Source organism: Bacillota bacterium (assembly GCA_012518215.1).
GTDB lineage: Bacteria > Bacillota > Dethiobacteria > DTU022 > PWGO01 > JAAYSV01.
In genome coordinates, this window is the sequence record JAAYSV010000050.1 from 1 (window position 1) to 19,586 (window position 19,586).

At 53.0% G+C, this 19,586-nt stretch carries 17 protein-coding genes; 1 reads left to right on the forward strand and 16 read right to left on the reverse strand.

Annotation, left to right across the window (positions count from 1 at the left end; translation table 11 throughout):
• Positions 1-763: 763 nt before the first annotated feature.
• From GX364_08575 to GX364_08590, 4 genes are read right to left on the reverse strand one after another with little or no spacing between them, the layout of a single operon-like run.
• On the reverse strand, positions 764-1,186 hold the full coding sequence (locus GX364_08575) for a hypothetical protein (GenBank protein NLI70901.1): 423 nt from the start codon (positions 1,184-1,186) through the stop codon (positions 764-766).
• Between the two features lie 29 nt (positions 1,187-1,215).
• On the reverse strand, positions 1,216-1,623 hold the full coding sequence (locus tag GX364_08580; GenBank protein NLI70902.1) for a hypothetical protein: 408 nt from the start codon (positions 1,621-1,623) through the stop codon (positions 1,216-1,218).
• Positions 1,624-1,651: 28 nt separating this feature from the next.
• The gene (locus GX364_08585) at positions 1,652-2,887 is read right to left on the reverse strand and encodes a glycosyltransferase family 1 protein (GenBank protein ID NLI70903.1); all 1,236 of its coding nucleotides are present in this window, start codon (positions 2,885-2,887) and stop codon (positions 1,652-1,654) included.
• 50 nt (positions 2,888-2,937) lie between these two features.
• Entirely contained in the window at positions 2,938-3,576 is a 639-nt protein-coding gene (locus tag GX364_08590; protein ID NLI70904.1) for a hypothetical protein, read from the reverse strand.
• Positions 3,577-3,827: 251 nt separating this feature from the next.
• On the opposite strand from GX364_08590, the gene GX364_08595 reads away from it, so the two are divergent.
• Entirely contained in the window at positions 3,828-4,106 is a 279-nt protein-coding gene (locus tag GX364_08595; GenBank protein ID NLI70905.1) for a DUF1540 domain-containing protein, read from the forward strand.
• A gap of 78 nt (positions 4,107-4,184) precedes the next feature.
• Here GX364_08595 and GX364_08600 read toward each other — a convergent pair whose 3' ends face one another.
• The 12 genes from GX364_08600 to GX364_08655 form a co-directional block, all read right to left on the reverse strand.
• Complete coding sequence (locus GX364_08600) at positions 4,185-5,378, reverse strand: HD domain-containing protein (GenBank protein NLI70906.1); 1,194 nt, start codon at positions 5,376-5,378, stop codon at positions 4,185-4,187.
• Complete coding sequence (locus GX364_08605; GenBank protein NLI70907.1) at positions 5,375-5,959, reverse strand: hypothetical protein; 585 nt, start codon at positions 5,957-5,959, stop codon at positions 5,375-5,377. Before GX364_08605 ends, GX364_08600 begins: the two co-directional genes overlap by 4 nt.
• Positions 5,960-6,011: 52 nt before the next feature.
• Positions 6,012-7,157, reverse strand: a complete 1,146-nt coding sequence (locus GX364_08610) for a copper amine oxidase (GenBank protein NLI70908.1) — start codon at positions 7,155-7,157, stop codon at positions 6,012-6,014.
• Positions 7,158-7,189: 32 nt separating this feature from the next.
• Entirely contained in the window at positions 7,190-8,917 is a 1,728-nt protein-coding gene (locus GX364_08615) for a glycerol-3-phosphate dehydrogenase/oxidase (GenBank protein ID NLI70909.1), read from the reverse strand.
• A gap of 68 nt (positions 8,918-8,985) precedes the next feature.
• The gene (locus GX364_08620; protein NLI70910.1) at positions 8,986-10,731 is read right to left on the reverse strand and encodes an FAD-binding oxidoreductase; all 1,746 of its coding nucleotides are present in this window, start codon (positions 10,729-10,731) and stop codon (positions 8,986-8,988) included.
• Between the two features lie 16 nt (positions 10,732-10,747).
• Positions 10,748-12,319, reverse strand: coding sequence for a carbohydrate kinase (locus tag GX364_08625; protein NLI70911.1), 1,572 nt, complete (start codon positions 12,317-12,319; stop codon positions 10,748-10,750).
• Positions 12,320-12,533: 214 nt separating this feature from the next.
• A complete protein-coding gene (locus GX364_08630; protein NLI70912.1) occupies positions 12,534-13,379 on the reverse strand; it encodes a heterodisulfide reductase subunit B in 846 nt (281 codons plus the stop codon).
• Positions 13,376-14,329, reverse strand: a complete 954-nt coding sequence (locus GX364_08635) for a succinate dehydrogenase/fumarate reductase iron-sulfur subunit (GenBank protein ID NLI70913.1) — start codon at positions 14,327-14,329, stop codon at positions 13,376-13,378. The genes GX364_08630 and GX364_08635 overlap by 4 nt, the downstream gene beginning before the upstream one ends.
• Complete coding sequence (locus tag GX364_08640; GenBank protein NLI70914.1) at positions 14,326-16,047, reverse strand: FAD-dependent oxidoreductase; 1,722 nt, start codon at positions 16,045-16,047, stop codon at positions 14,326-14,328. The genes GX364_08635 and GX364_08640 overlap by 4 nt, the downstream gene beginning before the upstream one ends.
• Before the next feature lie 286 nt (positions 16,048-16,333).
• Complete coding sequence (locus tag GX364_08645) at positions 16,334-16,699, reverse strand: gamma-glutamylcyclotransferase (protein ID NLI70915.1); 366 nt, start codon at positions 16,697-16,699, stop codon at positions 16,334-16,336.
• A 54-nt stretch (positions 16,700-16,753) separates the two neighbouring features.
• Positions 16,754-18,073, reverse strand: coding sequence for a radical SAM protein (locus GX364_08650; GenBank protein ID NLI70916.1), 1,320 nt, complete (start codon positions 18,071-18,073; stop codon positions 16,754-16,756).
• A gap of 247 nt (positions 18,074-18,320) precedes the next feature.
• Positions 18,321-18,767, reverse strand: a complete 447-nt coding sequence (locus tag GX364_08655) for a DUF296 domain-containing protein (GenBank protein ID NLI70917.1) — start codon at positions 18,765-18,767, stop codon at positions 18,321-18,323.
• Positions 18,768-19,586 lie beyond the last annotated feature (819 nt).

A 19,586-nucleotide genomic window follows, 5' to 3' on the forward strand; every position in this document is an offset into this window, starting at 1 on the left:
GCGACATAGAGTGAATGGTTGCCATAGCCGGTGAAGGCGAGGAAGCGAAACGGGACTGCCGACGTGATGTCGGCAGCCGGATACTTCACAGGACGTGAAGATTGGAGGTGTTCCCGTTGAGCCCGAGACTGAACCGTTTTTTTGCTATGGCCCATGAACGGCCAAGTCGCCAAGCCAACATATAAAAAAAGAAAAAGAAAACGTAGGCGGCCGAGGAAACCCTTGATAATACCACTTACTCAGGGAAGCTATTTCCTGGGTTTTATCTTTTCGCATACCCACAAAAGAGAGCTTCAGTTCCTGAAGAATCCCCTCCTCGAGTACACCTTACCATCGCCATGAACTGGTTCCTGTTTTCCCCGTACCGATATATTGGCATCAGCGACATGGAGTGAATGGCTGCCATCGTCAAGCACAACGTTTCCTTTTGCCCGAGATTCCTCGCGGCGCTATGCCTGGCAGCCAGGGACCGGTTTCTTGCATTGCTTTACTCCACCAACATAACGCCAGCGTAATGCAAAACGCCGCTTGCCCTGAATGACAACGTAAAAGCCCTGACGGCTGGAGCAGAGTCTTTGCTGTCCCTACCAGCCAGGGCCAGGTTTATACCATCATTTCTACCCGATGCATTTAGCGTTCTTCCGAAGGAACGTTCGATCGGAATGACCCTCCCCCGTACACACAGGCCAGCACCTCATGAAAAGGCAATTGCCCGGAACAAAGACACCATGGAACCGATGGATGGCACACCGAATCATATCGGCTACTGCCTCCTGAAAATCTCATCCGGGAAAGACGTATCCAGTTTCTCCATCACCTTCAGCAGGGCCAGGGATGCCTTGGTCTGGGCCAGCATCTTCAGTCGGTTCCCTGAAAGTTTGATCTTGCCGCTTACAACCGCTCTGATCACATCCATCTCGCCCCGGCAGATCGCTTTCCATGTATAGTAGTCCGAATTGAAGACGAAATCGGATTTTTTATCCGAAGTTCTGGCCATGTAAGCCCATTCCCTCATCTTTCCTCTATGGAAATCCATCCATACATAGAAGGGTTTCGGCAACCCCTTGATACTGGTGGCAATTGTCATCGAAGCTGAAAATCGGGCCGCCGCCGCTTGAAATTCCTGATCAGCATTGATTGTCTCCTTGAAGAGATCGAGCCATTCCGAGGAACCGTACAGAGCCATGTAATCTACCTCCCGGTCATCTTTCTATTTCAAACCACCAACCCGAATTTTTCACATATTTCTTCGTAGTAATCCAACCCCGGGACCATCAACGGAAGCAAATCGATCAGTTTGGCCGCTGCCACTTCCGGCCCTATCTCGATTGTCAGATCCTTGTTTTTTATACTCTCGATCATATCCGTCCTGCCCAACCAGAATTCATGCATGAAATCGGCTTCCATTTTCATGATGATATCTGCCTTGCCTGAAACCCCCTTCCTGATGACTTCCGGGTGTTGCGGGTCAAGCATAACCTGGTAATCGGGGTCCTTGATCTGAAACATGATCACCACATTTTTTTCCTTCAGCTTTTCCACGTTTTCTTCCTTGAACATCCTGTTCATCAACTCTTCCATAACATCTTCCAACTGTTTCTGACTGTCAAATATCAGACCCATTTTTCCGGCTCCCTCCTCAACGTATCATTCAGGCCAGGCTTTCAAAGAAATCCAGGTGCTGCCCGGCAATTGCCTCCCACGTGAACCTGTCATACACGGTTTTCAGTCCCTGTTCTACCAATGTGCTGCTTACCTGTGTATTCTCCAGAATCCTGTCCATGGCCAGTGCAAGCTTCTCCCTTTCCTTGGGATTGACAATCATCGCATCCCTGGAATCGGTCAGGAAAGTACGGATCCCTCCCAGGGAAGTTACCACCACCGGGGTACCGCAGGCCATCGCCTCGATGGCCGTCATCCCGAAAGGTTCAAAACGTGAAGAAAGAACAAAAACCTCGGCTCCGCGATAATAGGGAGCCATCAATTCGTCGGGAACATATCCCGGCATCAGGACACGATCTTCAAGTTCATAACCACGGGCTATTTCCCGGAGTTCATTCTTCAGGTCGATCTCCGGTTGCTTCGGATCTTTGGAACCGCCGCCGATAACAAGGTGGAGATCGGGATATTTCCGGGCCAGGAGTGCAAAGGAATGTATCAGCAGGTCGAACCCCTTGTTGTGATCGATACGCGCCAGTGCCAGAATGTATTTTCCCGGCAACCCCGTCGGACGATCCTCCTCCCCCTCTTTCAGCGGCCGGTACACCTCCACATCGACCCCCGGCGGGATGGTAACCATATCCTCGCTCACAAAGTCATACAGCCGCCTGTAATTTTCGCGTTCCGCCTCGCTGGTCACCGTGATGCCCCTTGCCTTGCTGAAAATAACCCTCTCCTGGGCAATGCGTTCCTCGAAACGAAACAGCTCTTCTGCTCCGGGAACATCCCTGAACCTCTCCTGTTTCCAGGCACCCAGGGAGTGGGAAGTATGTACAAACCACTGCCCTTTCATCTCCGCCACTTTCATCGCCACATATCCTGCATCCCAGTAATGGGAATGATAGATGTCATATTTGAAACCTTTCTGGTCGATATACCGCGCCATATTCTCTGCCAGCTCGTCCAGAACCGGCAGCAATTCTTCCTTCCTGATGAACTCATCGGAACCGGCTGCAATACGGACCACGCGCACATCCTCGTTCACATCCTCCTCCGGCAATCTTCCTTCAAAATTGCGGGTGAAGATATCCACTTTGTATTTCCACCGGCGGGCCAGAGCCTTCGCCAGTTCAAGCACATATACCACCTGCCCACCCGTATCCGTTGCCCCAAGGATGGGCCTGGGGTCAAAATAACCGTGGGTGCTCAACATTGCAATTCTCTTCACTGAAAAACATCCTCCTTCTGCTTTTTTTTCAGGCATCGCTGCCGGGCGCTTTATCTTTCATCTTCGGGAGGTGGCAGAACCACATCGGCCAGGGCTTTGTGTCCGGAGATGATCTCATGTTCGATGGCCAACACTTTTTCCAGGAAATCGGTAGCCGGATCACGTGAACGCGCCAGCCTCGCTTTCTTGGTCTGCCTGTAATCCCGGTCAATAAATACTTTGAAGTCGGCGTTTTCAACTGTCGACACGTAGGTTCCTTCGGCAATGACCACATCGATGCCTTCCACATCCACCTCTTCCTCTGTCAACAGATTCTCATCGAAGACGACCAGGGGCTTCCTGATTGTTTTTTCCCGACCCGATTTGACGGCCCTGACATCTTCGTCGAGTTTATCCAGCCTGACTTCCTGCAAACCAACCCAGCTTGTATCTTCCAGGCGGCGCTCATGATTTGTCCGAGGGGGTAAAATAAAGTAATCATCCTGTTGCAAGATCAGCGTTCTGTACCCCTGTTCCTCGCATAATTCAGCCAGGACAACCGCCGTCTCCGATTTTCCGCTGCCCGATTCCCCGCCGATAGTCACGGCCAGGGGCACTCCGATCTCTTCAATTTTTTTTATCAAGGCAGGAAACACAATTGCCGCCGACTGACGATGGTAATCGGTGATTACCAGTTTGTCACCAATCATTTTTCCAGTTTCCCTCCTTGCTGCTGTCTGCAATATTCCTTTATATATCTGTATTGAAATTATTCAACGAATAATTCCAAAAATCCTTCCCATCGCCTTCCCTTCCGCGTTTTCCTTCACTTTTCCGTATTCTTCCCCGAATCCATGAAATCTTTTCTTCATGCTCTGCCCCTGAAATCCGGGAATACAGACTTGCAAGTGGGGAAAGATATAATCAAAATTGCTGATCCCGGCAAAGGAGGTGTTCAAGAATGACAAAGGTGAATTGCAGTGTCAAAAATTGCCGTTTCTGGGGAGAGGGAGATATCTGCATGGCGGATTCCATCTGGGTCAGGAACAATCTCGAAAGTGCTCTCGAAGAAAATTTTTACGACGTCGAATTTGCAGAAGACATCGAGGACCCGGGTTCCGAAGAGTCAGCGTATTACTATGCCGATACCTCCGCACAAACTTGCTGTGAAACGATGCAACCGAAAAATACAGGTGAAGAAGCTGATCCATTTTTCAATCACGAGCCCGGGCGCGGATAGAAACCAAAAGGTTGCTGCAGGGCAGCAACCTTTTTTATCACAATCAATTGCCCCTTCCCTCATGTCACCGGGGGCCCATCATGCCCGGAAATAACTGAAAAGCCGGCCAAAATCCAGTCCGGCAATGATCCGGTCCATGTACTGATCATAAATATAACTGCACCCTTCTTTCAACTGATGGGAAGTGATGCCGTGCGATATGGAAAGAACTGCTTCTATGTAAGCCGCCAGATCATCACACCCCTTGATCACCTCCCCATCAACGGCGCAGTAAGCATCTTCATTGTAAAGAGTATCTATCTCCTCCGCGGTCACGAACTCAACTTTTCTGTCCCTGATGATCCTGTTTTTGAACTCGTCCCGGATATAATATTTGATCTCCCCGTGCCATGAAAGGGGAAGCAGGGGCAGAATCCTCTCTTCGACCTGCCGATCCTCGATCTCCTTGATGATCTCTCCCAACCCTTCAACCGACCTCTTGATCGGGGAGATGATATCCCTGGTCAACACCTCGGGAAGGTCATGGAAGAGGCCGGTAAGATAATTGCTGCGTATCCTTGCCTCGCATGCCCCCAGTTCCACCGAACACAGGTAAGCAAGCATGGCCACGATCAGCATGTGCCCCAGAACCGAAGTTTCCGGAACGCGCGGGGAATGAGCCCATCTCTGCTGAAAACGAAGCTGCCCGGCCAGATCGAGGAAATTGTAAGTCTTCTTCCTCATGCCCAGTTTTCGCACCCCGACCAGCTCGTAATGTTCTTCCAGCTCATTTTCAATCTGCTGCCTGGTCTCCTCCACACCGTAAATACTCTTGTTGAGATTGTAAATCAATTTGAATTCCCAGTCGCTGGCCAGGTAGTGAGCAGCGTGCAGGATTTTCTTCTCCGCCAGGCAGTAATCCTGATCGAAAAGGTAGCATTCAAACTTCTCGGTGAAATCGTCCCCGACTGTGGATATCTTTACCTTCAGACTGTCGAGCACAAAGCGGTTCAATTTCTCGCCCTTCTCGCTCATCAACCTGTGAAATATCGGCGGTTTGATGTCTGTAAGCGTGATGCGGTGCATGAACTCGAACATGCCGCCCTCGATCAGTCTTCTCCAATCAACCTCCTCCGCCGCCTCCTCCTCGAATTTGGCGATCATGTAGGCGATGATCATCTTGTGGGCCTGCTTGTCCAGTTCCGTGAAACCCTTGTTGAAACGTATATGGTCGTTCCAGCGCTGAATGTGGGCCGCCTCGTAAAACAGCTCCAGCAAGCTTTTGTTGATCATTCCTTATCTCCCATATCTTCCAGGCTTTCAGAAACCAGTTTCCGAAGCCCGTCTTCGGTAACGCCGATATCTATCAACAATTCCTCCCCGGTACTGCTGATCGGCCCCGGGGAAACCATGGCAAATATATCCCAACCCAATTTTTCAACGATCCCCTCGCGCGAGATCCCCAGCAGGGAGCCAAGATCAACACCAACCCTGTCTTCAATCACGGAGATACCATCTTTCTTGCGTGCAAACCTTTCCAGGTAGCTTCCTCTTCTGGAAATCTGTTTTAAAATGAGATTGAGCGCCCAGCTGTCTGAATGAACCTTCTCCTCGAAGGAAAAACCCAATTCCAGCTTCTCCGCGTTGAAAAACAACGAATCGATCCTGATGGTGTAGAGTGCCTTGAAGGGGAACATCCTGTACTTCCCCCGAGCATAAACCTTGAGGTCGCCGCCCTCGATGGAAAAAACGATCTTTTCGATTATCTCCAGGCGAGATGCAAACGGTGCCGCGAAAAGATTCAACACCCTGTCAGAAATAACAATACGCCCAACAGTATGTACCGTCTCTCCCTTGCCCGTTTCAAATTCCACCGATCCCCCACCTTTGCAAGAATACAAAGATATCAATCAGAACCCCCGATCCTCACCAGGGTTTGTAAAAATTCTGGGTATAGTATATACGGAAACTGCCTCCGAAAGCCACCCCCGCACCCATGTAATCAAGATCCGTCCCCAGAATATTGCCCCGGTGTCCCAACGAGTTCATCCATGCCTCGTGAGCCATGATGGCACTTTTGGGGCCGGCAGCAATATTTTCTGCACATCTGCTCCAGTCAATCTCTTCCCTGGTCATGCGCTGGCCGGGGCTCTCGCCTTGCAGATTTACATGAGCAAAATAATCATTATACGCCATATCCTGGCTATGTTTTCGTGCTGACATCCGTGCCTTCTCGCACCACTGAAACGGAGGTTTACCATACCTGGCCCTGATGGCATTGGCCAGATCCATCGATTGCCGCTCGTATCCCTCCCTCAGTGCAGTGCTGAAGGGAATGTTATCTTCTTCCATGCTTTCTTCCACATCCCTGTCTATCAGCTGCACCGCCGTGACCTTGTCCCCTGCCGAATCAATTATATCCAGAAAGAAATAGGCATAGTAGCCATCCCCATCATCAAACAGATATACCGACATCTGTTTTTTCTGATTCTCGTTGAACAGATAATTAATGTTCCCTTTTAGAATACCTTCCAGCGGGACGCCATACCGCGCCACCAGCTCCTCGCGGGTGGAGCCCAATCCGATGCTGCCCCCCATCTGCCAGCAGTCAGAATTCGTATAGATGCCGACGACCTTTCCCCCGTCGACGCCCACCTGAATATATTGGTCATAATTCCGATTGTATATGTACCATTCAAAACCGTATTCGCTCGGGTCTTTGCGGGCAGGCTCTCCCAGGTTCCGAAGGAGTTTCGCCTCCGTATCCCCCATCGCTATTTCCCGGGAAGGAGGCCCGTCCAGTCCCACGACATGTCGTAGAATAGCGATGGCATCGCTCACATCCACTTTGCCATCGCCGTTCAGATCCGCCCTCGCCTCTTCTTCATCGGACAATGTTCCGAGCCCCACGACATGCCTCAAAACCAGGATCGCGTCGAAAACATTGACCACCCCGTCACCGCTGACATCACCGGCCATCATCTCTTCTGCCGCAACCGGATCACCCGGGACAAAGAAAATACATATCATAAAAAGCAAGATTATAGATGTTATTTCCCTGCCTCTGTTCATGATGGTTATCCCTTCCGGCTCAACTGGCCATATCAGTTTTCCTTGATAAAGCGTACCGTATTTTCAACATAGGTCAGATACTCCTCGATCTCGGCCTCCCTGCGCTCGGCCGGCCATCCGTAAAAAGAGGCCATGATCGCGGCAACCTCGGCGGCCAGCCGGGGTTGTTTGTAATGCCAGATCATCCACTGCGCTTCTGTCCGGCGGCAGAGGACATCAATCAATTTCGGTGCATTCTCGTGCTCCAGGATAAATTCGATCTCCGCCCGGCAATGGGGATACCCCTCCAGCAAGGGTCGGCCACTTTCCGGATCCTTCTTGACCCTCTCCAGGATACGGATCCCCTGGCGCCCGAATTGTCGGTAAAGGTAATCGATCTGCTCGGGCCACGACACCCCGTGCAATCCACCGGCAATCAGCGCGGCGTCGAATTCCCTGCGGGAGATCCCTACCTTGAAGGGCACCTTCGAATAACCACGGCGGGAATGCTCGGAACGTTTGAAACCGGGCAGATAACCTTTATCCACGAGATAGAAAAGAAGTTCCTCGGCCATCCGCCGATGTGTCGTCGATTTCCCCCCCGCGATGGCCACAACGCCGTTATCCGTGGCCATGATTTCATGTGTGCGTGAAACATCCGACTCATGCCTGGCCCCCTCCTGTTTGATCAGGGGCCTGATCCCGGCGAAGGTCCCTATGATATCATCATAGGTAAGCCGTGCATGGGGGAACATCCTGTTCACCGTGCGCAGAAGGTAATCACAATCCTCCTTTTTGCACCAGGGTTCATCCAGATTCCTCGACTCCGGATAATAGGCCGTATCGGTGGTGCCGATCACCGTAACCTTCCCCCTCCTCAGAACAAAGAAGAAACGCCCGTCGTCAAAAGAACGCAACCCGAAAGCATTTCTGTTGCCGATACGCTCGTTGGGAACGATGATATGCACACCCTTGGTCGGATAGATCCTGGGCCGATCATACCCCGCCTTGCCCAGAAGCTCATCCGTCCATATCCCGGTAGCGGAGACCACCACCCGCCCCCTGATCTCGAAAGAGCCGCCGCCCAGCTCATCGCAGACCACGACCCCCCTGGCCCGTCCCGAGGAATCCAGTCGGTAATCCTCCACCCGGGCATAGTTCAAGGCCACGGATTTACCGGCGGCATATTCCAGGCTCTCTTTTATTATTTCCAGGGTAACACGGGCATCGTCACAGTTGGTATCATAGTAAAACCCTGCCAGGAGCAGCTTTCCCAGCTCCGGGCTCTCCGTCTCCAGCGCCGGTTCAAATTCCTCCACAAAGTTTTTTTTGAAGATCCTTGACTTCCGGAAATTCTTGAAGCCGCTGCACCAATCGGAAAGAATCTCGTAAAGCTTCACCCCCACCTTCACCATTATGGGCCGATCCTGCCCCTTTTCGTAAGCGCAGTACATGAAGCCCAGAGGCCGGACCAGGTTGGGCAGATGATGCAGCAGCCAGTTCCTTTCCGTGGTCGACTCTCTCACCAGTCCGAACTCACGGGAAGAAAGATACCTGATCCCGCCGTGAAAGAGTTTCGAGGATCTCGAGGAAGTACCGAAAGCAAAATCGCGTTTATCCACCAGGCAGAAAGATATCCCCCGCAGAGCACATTCGCGGGCTATACCCGCTCCGGTAATACCCCCCCCGATGATGACCACATCGTATTCACCGGCCGCCGCTTTTTTTATCTGTTCAGCACGGCCTTCCGCACTCCATCCGGATGGTACAGTCATTGCCATATCTGATCACCTTTTCAGTCTGTATTCTTCTCCCCCGGCGAACCTCGGATCCCGGTTCAAGTTATCGATTATTTCATCTTTCTCCTGGCAAAGCGGTAGTCGGGATCATCGTCCCGTGAATCATCCAGCCCCATCTGCACGCCGGGGTTCAGGATTCCTTGCGGATCGAAATATTGTTTCAATGCACGGTAAATCCCCATATTGCGCGATCCGTGAAAGTGTTCCATCCATGGTGCCAACATCTTGCCCACCCCATGATGGTGGCTCAGGGAACCGCCGCTCTTCACTATTTCATCCACCAGCCTGGCCTGAAATTCCCGGTATTCATCGATATCATCCATCCTGGCAAAGAAGATAAAATAAAGGTTGGTCCCGTACGGATAAAAATGCGAGGCATGGGTCATGCAGACCGTTCTGGGTCGGCTTTTGGCAAAAGCGCGCACCTGTTTGTGGATCTGGTGCAGATTGCTCCAGGACACCGACGTCTCCAGTGTATCGGTGATGATCCCGTAATCCTGCAGATCCTCCCGCAGGTACGGGTCCGTGTAGCGGCTGTGTTCCCATTTTTTGGCCGCGTACCCCGTAATGGTCATCGCCCCGTGCTTGCGGGCGATGCGATGGATCTTCCTTCTCACGTTCCGGGAAAATTTCCTCTCCCCTTCCGTATGTCCGAGCATCAACGATCTGCTGCCCGGCTTGTAGCCCAACAATTTCAATGCCGAATCGAGGATGGTACCATCTATTCCGTACAATTTCAGCCCGATATCCGTCTCCTCCTGATCGGATATCCTCAACACCGAGGGCAGTCCGAATTCACCCTGGCATATCTCCCGCGAGGCATTGACGGCATCCTCCCACGTTTTGAAGATATAACCGTATCTGAATCTGTTCCGGGGCATATGCCTGAAGATCTTCATCTTCACTTCGACGAGAATGCCGAAGCATCCCTCGCTGCCCTTCATGATATCATTGACCCTGGGCCCGTTGGCACAATGAACATAATCCTCGGTCATGATTGTTCCGATCGGAGTCACATATTCCCCGCTCAGGATCAGATCATAGGCGTCGCCGTAGTAAGTGGAAGCCTGGCCCGAACTGAGCGTTACAATCCAGCCCCCCACCGATGAATACTCGAAAGACTGCGGGAAATGCCCGCCGGTGTAATCATACCTGGTGTTGTATCGCTCGCGGGCATTGTTGAGAGCCCCCTCGTATGCCGGCCCGAATATACCGGCTTCCACCGTGCAGGTCCGATCCTCCTCGTTGATCTCCACGATTTTATTCATATGCGTCTTCAACACAAGTGTGATGCCGCCCTTCTCCGGACGCAGGCCAAAATTAACCGAGGAGCCTCCCCCGAAGACATAGATGGGAATCCGTTGATCATGGCAGTAGGCCACTATCTCCGCTACCTCTTTCTTGTTGCGGGGATGAACCGTGATATCGCAGATCTCCCTGATAACGCCATCACGCAGTTCCCATGCCTCCTCGATGGTCTTCCCCGTGGAATAATACAGGCGTGAGTAATCATCGTCCGTGACGTTCCCGTCTCCGACAATCGCCTTGAACTTCTCGATATGCTTCTGCTCGATATTGACCGGCCTCTCTCCGATGTCCACCCGGTTGAATCCGGTTTTATGACGAGTTTTGAAATCTTCATCGGACATCCCGAAAACATCTCTCAAAGCCCGGTACATCCCCTTGCTGGGATGCCTGAACCCGAGTGGATCCCCCCATTTGAAAACGGAACGGTATGAACCTTCCGGCGGGGCTTCCTCGATCCATTCCGGCATGAATTTATTTTTTCTGCTCATGTTGCTCCCCCTCACCTTATAGTTGCGGATAACCGGTTATCCGCTGGATGTTATCATAGAGATCCTTCAGACGTGGAAATATCCTTGTAAACACATCCCGGTAAAGCTGCCGGTAGATATTGACGTTCTCCGCGCGGGGAATGAAAGTATCCGTGTAATGAACCATATTACGGATAGCTTCCTCGAATGAAGGGTAAACGCCTGTCCCCACCATCCCGATGATCGCTGCCCCCAGGCCCGAGGCCTCGTAGGTATGCACCCTCTTCACCGGCAAATTCATGATATCGGCAGTTATCTGGCAGATGGCATCGCTTTGTGAACCGCCTCCGGCGATGGCCACCTCCTTCATTTTCTGCCCCGATCTCTTTTCGATCTTCTCCAGCCCCTCGTAAAGGGCAAATGAAACTCCTTCGATTATGGCACGGTAAACATGTGCATGGGTATGCACATCGCCGAAACCGATCAGGGAACCTTTGGCCGTTGGGGTAAGGATACCGGGCGACCACATCGGGTGCAGCAGTAACCCGTGACACCCCGGGGGAACGCTATCCAGTTTGGTATTGAGCAACACCTCCGGCGCCACGTTCATCTTCTCCGCATCCAGAACCTCTTTCTTGGAAAATTCGTTCTTGAACCAGCTCACCAGCCAGTAGCCCCGGAATATCTGCACCTCGGGGTTGTAACATCCCGGTACAACCGCAGGGTAAGGCGGCAGGAACTTGATCGCCTCGTAGTAACGCCTGGCCGTTGTCTGGATGGTAGCCGTCGTTCCCAGACTGATGCTCCCCATGCTCTCATCGAGGCATCCCACCCCCAGGGTCTCGCACCCCTTGTCCGACCCACCGGCAATCACCGGCAACCCCGGCGGCAACCCCGTCTCGGCCGCAGCCTTCTCCGTCACCTGGCCGATGATTGTACCCGGTTCGACGATGTCAGGCAACTTCGATGTTTCGACGGGCATCAGCTTGGCTTTCAGATTGTTTTTCCGGTACCATGTTTTTTTCTTGTAATCAAAAGGAATGAATCCGATCTGCGCCGCATTGGAATCGACCATTTTCCCGGTAAGAAGATAATTCATGAACCCGGAAACCTGAAGATATTTGTCGGTTTTCGCCCAGATATGGGGTTCATTCTCTTTGATCCAGTTCGATTTGGCTTTCCTGTAGAAAAGGGCCAGAGCCTGCTTCATCCCTGCCAGGTTCACGACCATATTCTCCAGCATCGAAAAATCGGGAAAACCCGTGGCCATGCGCTGATCCAGCCACAGAATCACCGGGCGCAGCGCCTGCCCATCCCTGTCCACGCAGACCGCGGAATCCCGCAATGTTGACAACACCACCCCCCGCAGCTCGGGCCAGATCTCCTCGTTGCCCCGGCGTACCCCTTCAACAACGCGGCACATACTCCTCCAGTAGTCCAGGGAATCCTTCTCTGCCCAGCCGGGATGGGCGGAGAAATACGGTTCGTATGCCAGTTTTTCCTTGGCGACAATCTTCCCGCCATCATCAACGATGATCGCCCTGACACTCTGGGTGCCAAAATCTATGGCCAGGACATACTCTTGATTACCTCTATTTTTCTGCTTCATTCGGACCACCTTCATCGTCTTTTGTCAATAAATATTTATCCATCAGGCCCCCATAATCCTTCTTTATTCTTCATCACTCTTCATCTTTCTCCCCCCGTGCACCTGCAAGAAAAATTTTACACAGCAACAACCTGAATCCCCGTGTGGCAGAGGCCGGAATGGTGGCCGTAAATCGAAGTATGGAAAGAAACCCGCTGCTGGCATCGGCAATCGATCAGAAAAATTCCGCCTGCTTGAATGGGACCATGTGGCGCCCCAACCCCAGCCGGTGGCCGGGCAATCCCAGGGCCAGCCCCACCAGCTGGGCCAGGTGTAGGGTTGGTATCCGGGGAGCAGCCGCATCCCCGGGTTTGAACAGATCCAGCTGCATCTGGCAGAGTGGACAGGGAGTAACGATACAATGCGCCCCGGCCCCGGCAGCCTCCCTCAGCAGAAGGCCGGTCGCCCGTTCCACATCATCCTTGGCGGTGAAGAGTGCGTGAAAACCGCAACAGCGTAGCCGCTCCGCATACGGTACCGGTTCAGCTCCCAGCTCGCGGATGACATTTTCCAGGCTGCCCGGGTTCTGTGCATCCTCATGATCCATGATCTCCGGCGGCCGGACAGTGTGGCAGCCATAAAAGCCGGCCACTTTCAAACCCGAAAGGTGCCGGCGGATATTGTTACGGATCATCTCCGGCTTCCGATCAAGTTCCCAGAGAAGCTGCGTCACCCGGGCCTGCCCGCGGTATTCCATACCTCCGGCCTTCAAATAGCGGTTTATCTCTTCTCTCCGGCCATCCCTGTCCAGTTTTTTCCGGGCATACAGCAACATGAAAGCGCAGGTAGAGCATACCGTCAGCAGGGGCAACCCCATCCGTTCCGCAAGAGCCAGGTTCCGTGCGTTGAGAACAAGAGCCGTGACCTCATCCTCATTCTGAATATTTGTTGCCCCGCAACAACTCCACCCCGGCATCTCGATCAGTTCCATCCCCAGGCGCGCCCCGACTTCCATCGTGGCCTCGTAAGCTTCCGCAGCAAACCCTTTCAGGACGCAGCCTGGAAAGAAAGCATATCTCATCGCTTCAACTCTCCCCTGCGCAGGCGCAGCATATCCTGCAACCTGTCGTGCCCGGTTATAACCCTGGGCCGATTGCGCAAACTGATCTTCCCCCTGGCAATCAGGCGGAAAACGAGGGGCAGTCGGCCCATACTTTTCCATAAACCTTCCGTGCGCAGCCCCAGCTTGATCTCATCCAGACGGCCCGTATTTTCCATATCTTTCAGAAAAGACCGGGCATGCCTCGGTCCGGCAGTTTTCACAAACCCGGCCCGCATGGTGGCCTCCCTCATCCGGGAGATGTCCTCGGCGGGCTTCACTCCCTGGGGACACTTGGTCACACATTCCTGACAGTAAAAACATTTCCACAGCCCATTTTGCAAGGCCGGCTCCAGATGATGCAGGGGGTCATCACTGCGGGAATCTTCCGCAAATTTGCGCGCAGCCGTGAACACGAATGGTTCCAGAAAATCTGCCGCATCCTGTGCAAGTTTGTTGCATTCCGAGGCGCAAGCCCCGCACAAATTGCAATTCCACATCTCATGTACCATGTCAACATTCCGGGGGGATTGCAGGGAGCCATTCTGCCCGAAAACCCCCTCATCGGCAATCAGCCCCGGGCAGACAGCCCGCAAGCGCGACAGTTTTTCATCCCAGTCCACCACCAGGTCACTGATCACGCGAAAATTGGCCAGCGGCCCGACAGTCAGTATATTCGAAGACCATCTTCTCAGAAGATCGTCCAGACGGGTATCGCAGGCCAGAACCGCATTCCCGTTCACGCGCACGGCACAGGACCCACAGATAGCCGAACGGCAGGAGGCCGTGAAATTGAGGGAAGGGTCCTGCTTCTCCTTGATCTCGATCAGGGCATCGAGTACAGTCATCCCTTCCCTGCAGGCAAAAATGTATTCCTGAAGATAGGAATCGGAGCCATCATAACGTTCAACAACAAACGTGACTTCTTTCACCGGGATCCTTCCTCCTTCCCCCCACCGTTCCTTGCCGGACCGTCAACCTGCCGCCAGGTTACCCGTGGAGATCCATCGACCAGGGACACCGATGTATGTTTCAGAAAATGAATGTCGTCCCTCTCCGGAAAATCTTCCCGGCAGTGCGCACCCCTCGATTCACGCCTCTCCAGGGCCGCCGCTACCGTGACCCCGGCAAGAAGAAGCATGTTGCCCACTTCAAGAAAATGGGTCAGGGCCGTGTTGAAAAGTGAGGCGCGGTTTCCAATGAAAGCCTCCCCGTATGCGGCCGTCAGCGTATCCACTTCCATGGCGGTCGATCGCAGATCATCCTCGTTGCGGAATATCCCTGCCCCGGCCCAGAGAACTTCTGCCAGCCGCTCCCGGAGAGGGATCACCGAAGGGCCGGCATCCCGCCGCCGGGCCCTTTCTATCCGTTCCCGAACGGCAGCCGCCAGCCCATCAAGACCGTCCCTGTCCGGAATCGGCCCCATTGCCCGCGCGTAGGCCGCCGCACCGGCACCGGCCACCTTGCCTGTAACCAGGGATTCTGCCAGAGAATTTCCACCCAGGCGATTGGCCCCGTGTATGGAAACACAGGAACACTCGCCTGCGCCGAAGAGACCCGGCAAGGCCGTGGCCATCGTCCGGAAATCAACGATCTCCATCCCCCCCATGCAGTAATGAGCGGTGGGGCGGACGGGAACGGGGCTATCCACGAGATCAACCCCTTCAAAAAGCAGTGCATCATGGTGAATCTGCGGCAGCCGGGCCATGATCTTCTCCCTCCCCAGATGCCTCAGATCCAGGAATACATGGGCCTCCGCACCCTCCCCGGCTCCCCGCCCCTCCCGTATCTCTCTTTCGATAGCCCGTGCAACCATGTCACGGGGTGCCAGTTCCATCGTTTCAGGGGCGTACCGTTCCATGAATCGTTCGCCCCGGTCATTGATCAGAATTCCTCCTTCACCGCGGGCAGCCTCCGTGACAAGTGCCCCGCCGTGCAGGAACCCTGTGGGGTGAAATTGAATCATCTCCGGGTCAATCATGGGGACGCCCGCCCTGAGAGCAGCGGCCACCCCGTCACCGGTGGAGATGAAAGGAGCGCTCGTCCGTTTCCAGTATATCCGCGCATATCCCCCCGTAGCCAGAATGACAGCCCGGGCCACGATTGGCACGATCATTCCCGTCTCGATATCGCGGGCCACCACGCCGGCAATACGGCCCCCCGCCACGGCCAGTTCCAGCAGTTGCCAGTTGCTGAGGATGGTGATTCCCGTGGAAAGAACCCGTCCGAAAATCGTGTGCAGAAGCATATGCCCCGTCTTGTCCATCGCATAATTGGTACGGGCATGAACCTGCCCCGCCATCTTCCTGCTGGCGATCCGCCCATCCACGGTGCGGCTGTATGGCATCCCCCAGTAATCGGTCTCCCGTATGATCTGTGAAGCCTCCTTCACAAAAAAACGGATGGCATCGCGGTCACCCAGGTAATCACCGCCGATGAACGTATCCTGTTCATGATCGGCCAGCGTATCCTTGTTTCCGGGAAAGTCAAGTACACCGTTGATCCCGCCTTCGGCCATGCAGGTTGCCGCACGGGTGGGCATGGTCTTGGAGATGATCATCACGGAAAGTTGAGAATCTTTGGCGGCCTCCAGGGCCGCCCGCAGGCCGGCGGCGCCGCTGCCGACAATCAATACATCGCAAGAAAGCATGGTACAACCCATTTCCGTATATATTTTGAATGTTGCCCGTCATATATTTGTTACGGTATACTAATCAATCATAACGATACCGACAGTATTCGTCAATTGTGGCGAGGCCTTGACACAGAAGTGAAATTTCATGACCATTCCAGGTACCTGGATTGATGCAATAATTCAGCAAATTCAAGCACGGATCATCACTTGCACCAAACATTTTAACATCACTTTGTTCAGAACACATTGGTAATTAATGAGAAGTCAGCGCGCAGTTCACCCCGGTTCGATTGCACGGGGATCATGACCACGGCTGTAATTCGTAGGGGACCTCCATGCGGGGATCCACATCCTGCAGCCAGAGATAAACCCAGGCCCTCGTCCTCTCTCCCGTATCATCAAGAATGACCTCGGTAAGTTCCCTCCGGTAGAAATAATCGTTGCCCTCAAGGCGATCAAGCTCTTCCCAGACAGAAGGATCAACCTTGAACAGTTCACCCTTGACCTTCCGCCCCTCGCCGCGTACTGCCCCCAGGTACGGATCGGTAACCCTGTACAGGCGCAGTCCTTCCGCGGTAGCCGTTCCCAGGAAAATACTCCCCCTCAGCAGTGCGGAATTGCTTTTTCCCCTCATGAGGCTTCCGTACACAAAGATTTTGTTGTTCACCTGTTCCCACCTTCCGCCGCATTTGTTTACCTCCCCGTGTCGGGGTAATCCTGATCATGCATTGATAAGTGCTTTCCAGCGGCTGGACAGATCATGCAGGTATTGATTGATCTCCTCTTCCAGAACATGTTCGGCGCCGGCATGAGTGGCGTGCGCCCCGCATTCCGCCACCATCTTGCGGAGAGAATCCGGCTCATCTATGATCGGGCAGGGAGCCAGATGATTATCATTGAAAGGCTGCCCCCCCTGGTAAGCCCTGAAAAAAGAGTTCTGCAGAACCTCCTTCAAGCTTTTTTCCCTGATGTTATCGACGGCAAAATGCACAAAAGCGCAGGGCTCCACCTCGCCGGCAGCGTTGATGTGAAAATACTGCCGCCCTCCGGCAATGCACCCCTCGGTGTACTGGCCGTCATTCCAGAAATCGAGGATAAATAGCGGCCTGTTCTGGCGCAGTTCCCCCACCCTTCTGTTCATCCACAGGCGCTGCTCGGGCGAGAGCATCATCCGCACGTCGGGATTTCTTCCTATGGGAATATAATGAAATGCCCATGTGTAGAGAACCCCTTTCTTGATAAGGAAATCGATGAAACGGTCACTGAAAAGTTCCTTCACGTTGCTGCTCATCGCCGTCACCGATGCACCAAAGAATACACCGCGCTCCATCAGCAGATCCATCGCTTTCATCACCCTGTCAAAAGTGCCCGTCCCCCTTCTGGCATCCGTATGTTCCTTCCAGCCTTCAAGGCTGAAAGCGGGGCTCAGGTTGGCCCTTTCGGCAAGCTGATCTGCTTTTTTCTCATCGATCAACGTTCCATTTGTGAACGCCACAAAAAAAGAATCCGCATTCTCCTCCAGTATGTCCATCAGGTAAGGATAACAGAATGGCTCACCCCCGGAGAGTACAATCCAGTGAATGCCTATTTCCCTGGCTTCGGCTATGATCCGGTTCAGCAGCTCCGGTTCCAGCATATCCGACTTGCTGTATTCCCCCGCCCAGCAACCTTTGCAACGCAGATTGCAGGCCGAGGTCGGATCGATAAGGATGGCTGCAGGAACCGAAACGCCCAGTTCGGCCGCTACCTTCTCCCGCTTTGGCTTGCCGTAAAAGCCCCCCTTGATAACCCAGGAATTGATCAAATTGAATAGTAGTTCCTCATTTTTAAGCAACCTTCTGGCCTGCATCAACACCTGGGGATTCTTCCTGCAAAAATCCTTGAACAGGGCTACCCACCGTTTGTGATACGGTTTGATCGCCACATGGTGCAGATAATCAAGGGTTTTCATCAGGTTCTTTTCCGGATCTTTATGCAAGTATCTGATCGCTTTTTCCAGCGCAAATTCGGTCACCTTCTGTTTGGCGGTATCAAACATCATCTACTCACCTCCGATAAAATTGGCCTTCAGACCCGACTGGCCTCGTCTATCAATGTCAGGTGTCATCAATCCAACCGCCCTTTAACCTTTTCCAAGGGAAAAGGGAGAAACAGATCAAAGTTAATTCTAACCACATCCATCTACTTTTATGCGCGCCTTCCATTTCTTGCCAACCCGGCAATTCCTTTCCCCGCCTGTTTTTTCAGCCTTTCCCGGTATCTATCCACCCCCCACGATGTTTTTCCCTTCACAACTCCAACAGCTCGAATCCGCTCTGCGGATCCAATTTCCTTACAGCCAAGGTATCCAGTATCTCCATGAGAACCATTTCCCCGATCTGCCATATCTCCACACCTTCACGGGTACAACCGGTAACTGTCTCCCGTTCCCGGCCAAATGCGGAATGCAGATGTAATCGGGGGAAACCCTCTTCATTTTTGAACAGGGTGCCGAATCCAACCGATTCACTGATACCCGTAAGCGCCGTTATCATGCCGATGGGCCTGCCCCTTTCAGTACCCTCTTCCGGCCCTACCACTACCTTGCTGCCTCGTTCAGCTCCCCCCAGAAAGAAAACCATCGCTGCCTCTATCCCCTTTTCCGCGGCGAACCCTTCGATTGCCTCCGGTATCCTGTCCCCCTGTTCCAATCTCAAAATGAAGATACGGCCCGTTCTGCCCTCTGCATATTTCATCCTTGATTCTCCTTTTGTAGCGATAGAACTGAGTACATATAGAATAATTGAATCGGAGTTGTGGTTGTGGCCTTCGCCAACCCTGAACTTTATTCGCGTACCATGTATTTTAACATTTTTTCTCGGCCCTTTCCACCCGTACGGTCATATTATTCAAGGAATCGAGGAATCCCGGTGCTGCCATTCCGGATAATTGCCCTCTTATCAACTATACGAATAACCCGTCCCGGCTATGGCAACCATTCACTCTATGTCGCTGACGCCAACATATCGGTACGGGGAAAGGAAAAAGCTAGGAACCAGTTTATGCCGATACTAAGGGGTGTACGAGGAGGGGATTCTTCGGTCGCCTGCGGCGCCCTCCCCCCCCCTGTCATTCCGAGCAAGCGGTGTTTAACAAGAACACCAACATGAAGCCATGGAGAAAAATGATGTAGAAACGCTAACACTGGAGTGAAAAAATAGCGCCGCGAGGAATCTCGGGCAGAGGGAAACGTTGTGCTTTACGGGGATAAAAGACCAGGAACCAGTTTGTGCCGATAGTGAGGCGTGTACGAGAAGGGGATTCATCAGAAACTGAAGCTCTCTTTTGTGGGTATGCGAAAAGATAATAAAACCCAGGAAATAGCTTCCCCCCGTGAGCAAGTGGTATTGATGCAGGTTTCATTGGCCGCCTGACTTTAACTCCTTCTTTTTTTTATATGTTGGCTCGGCGACTGGGCCGTTCATGGGCCATAGCATAAAGAACGGTTCAGGCTCGGGCTCAACGGGAACACCTCCAATCTTCACGTCCTGTGAAGTATCCGGCTGCCGACATCA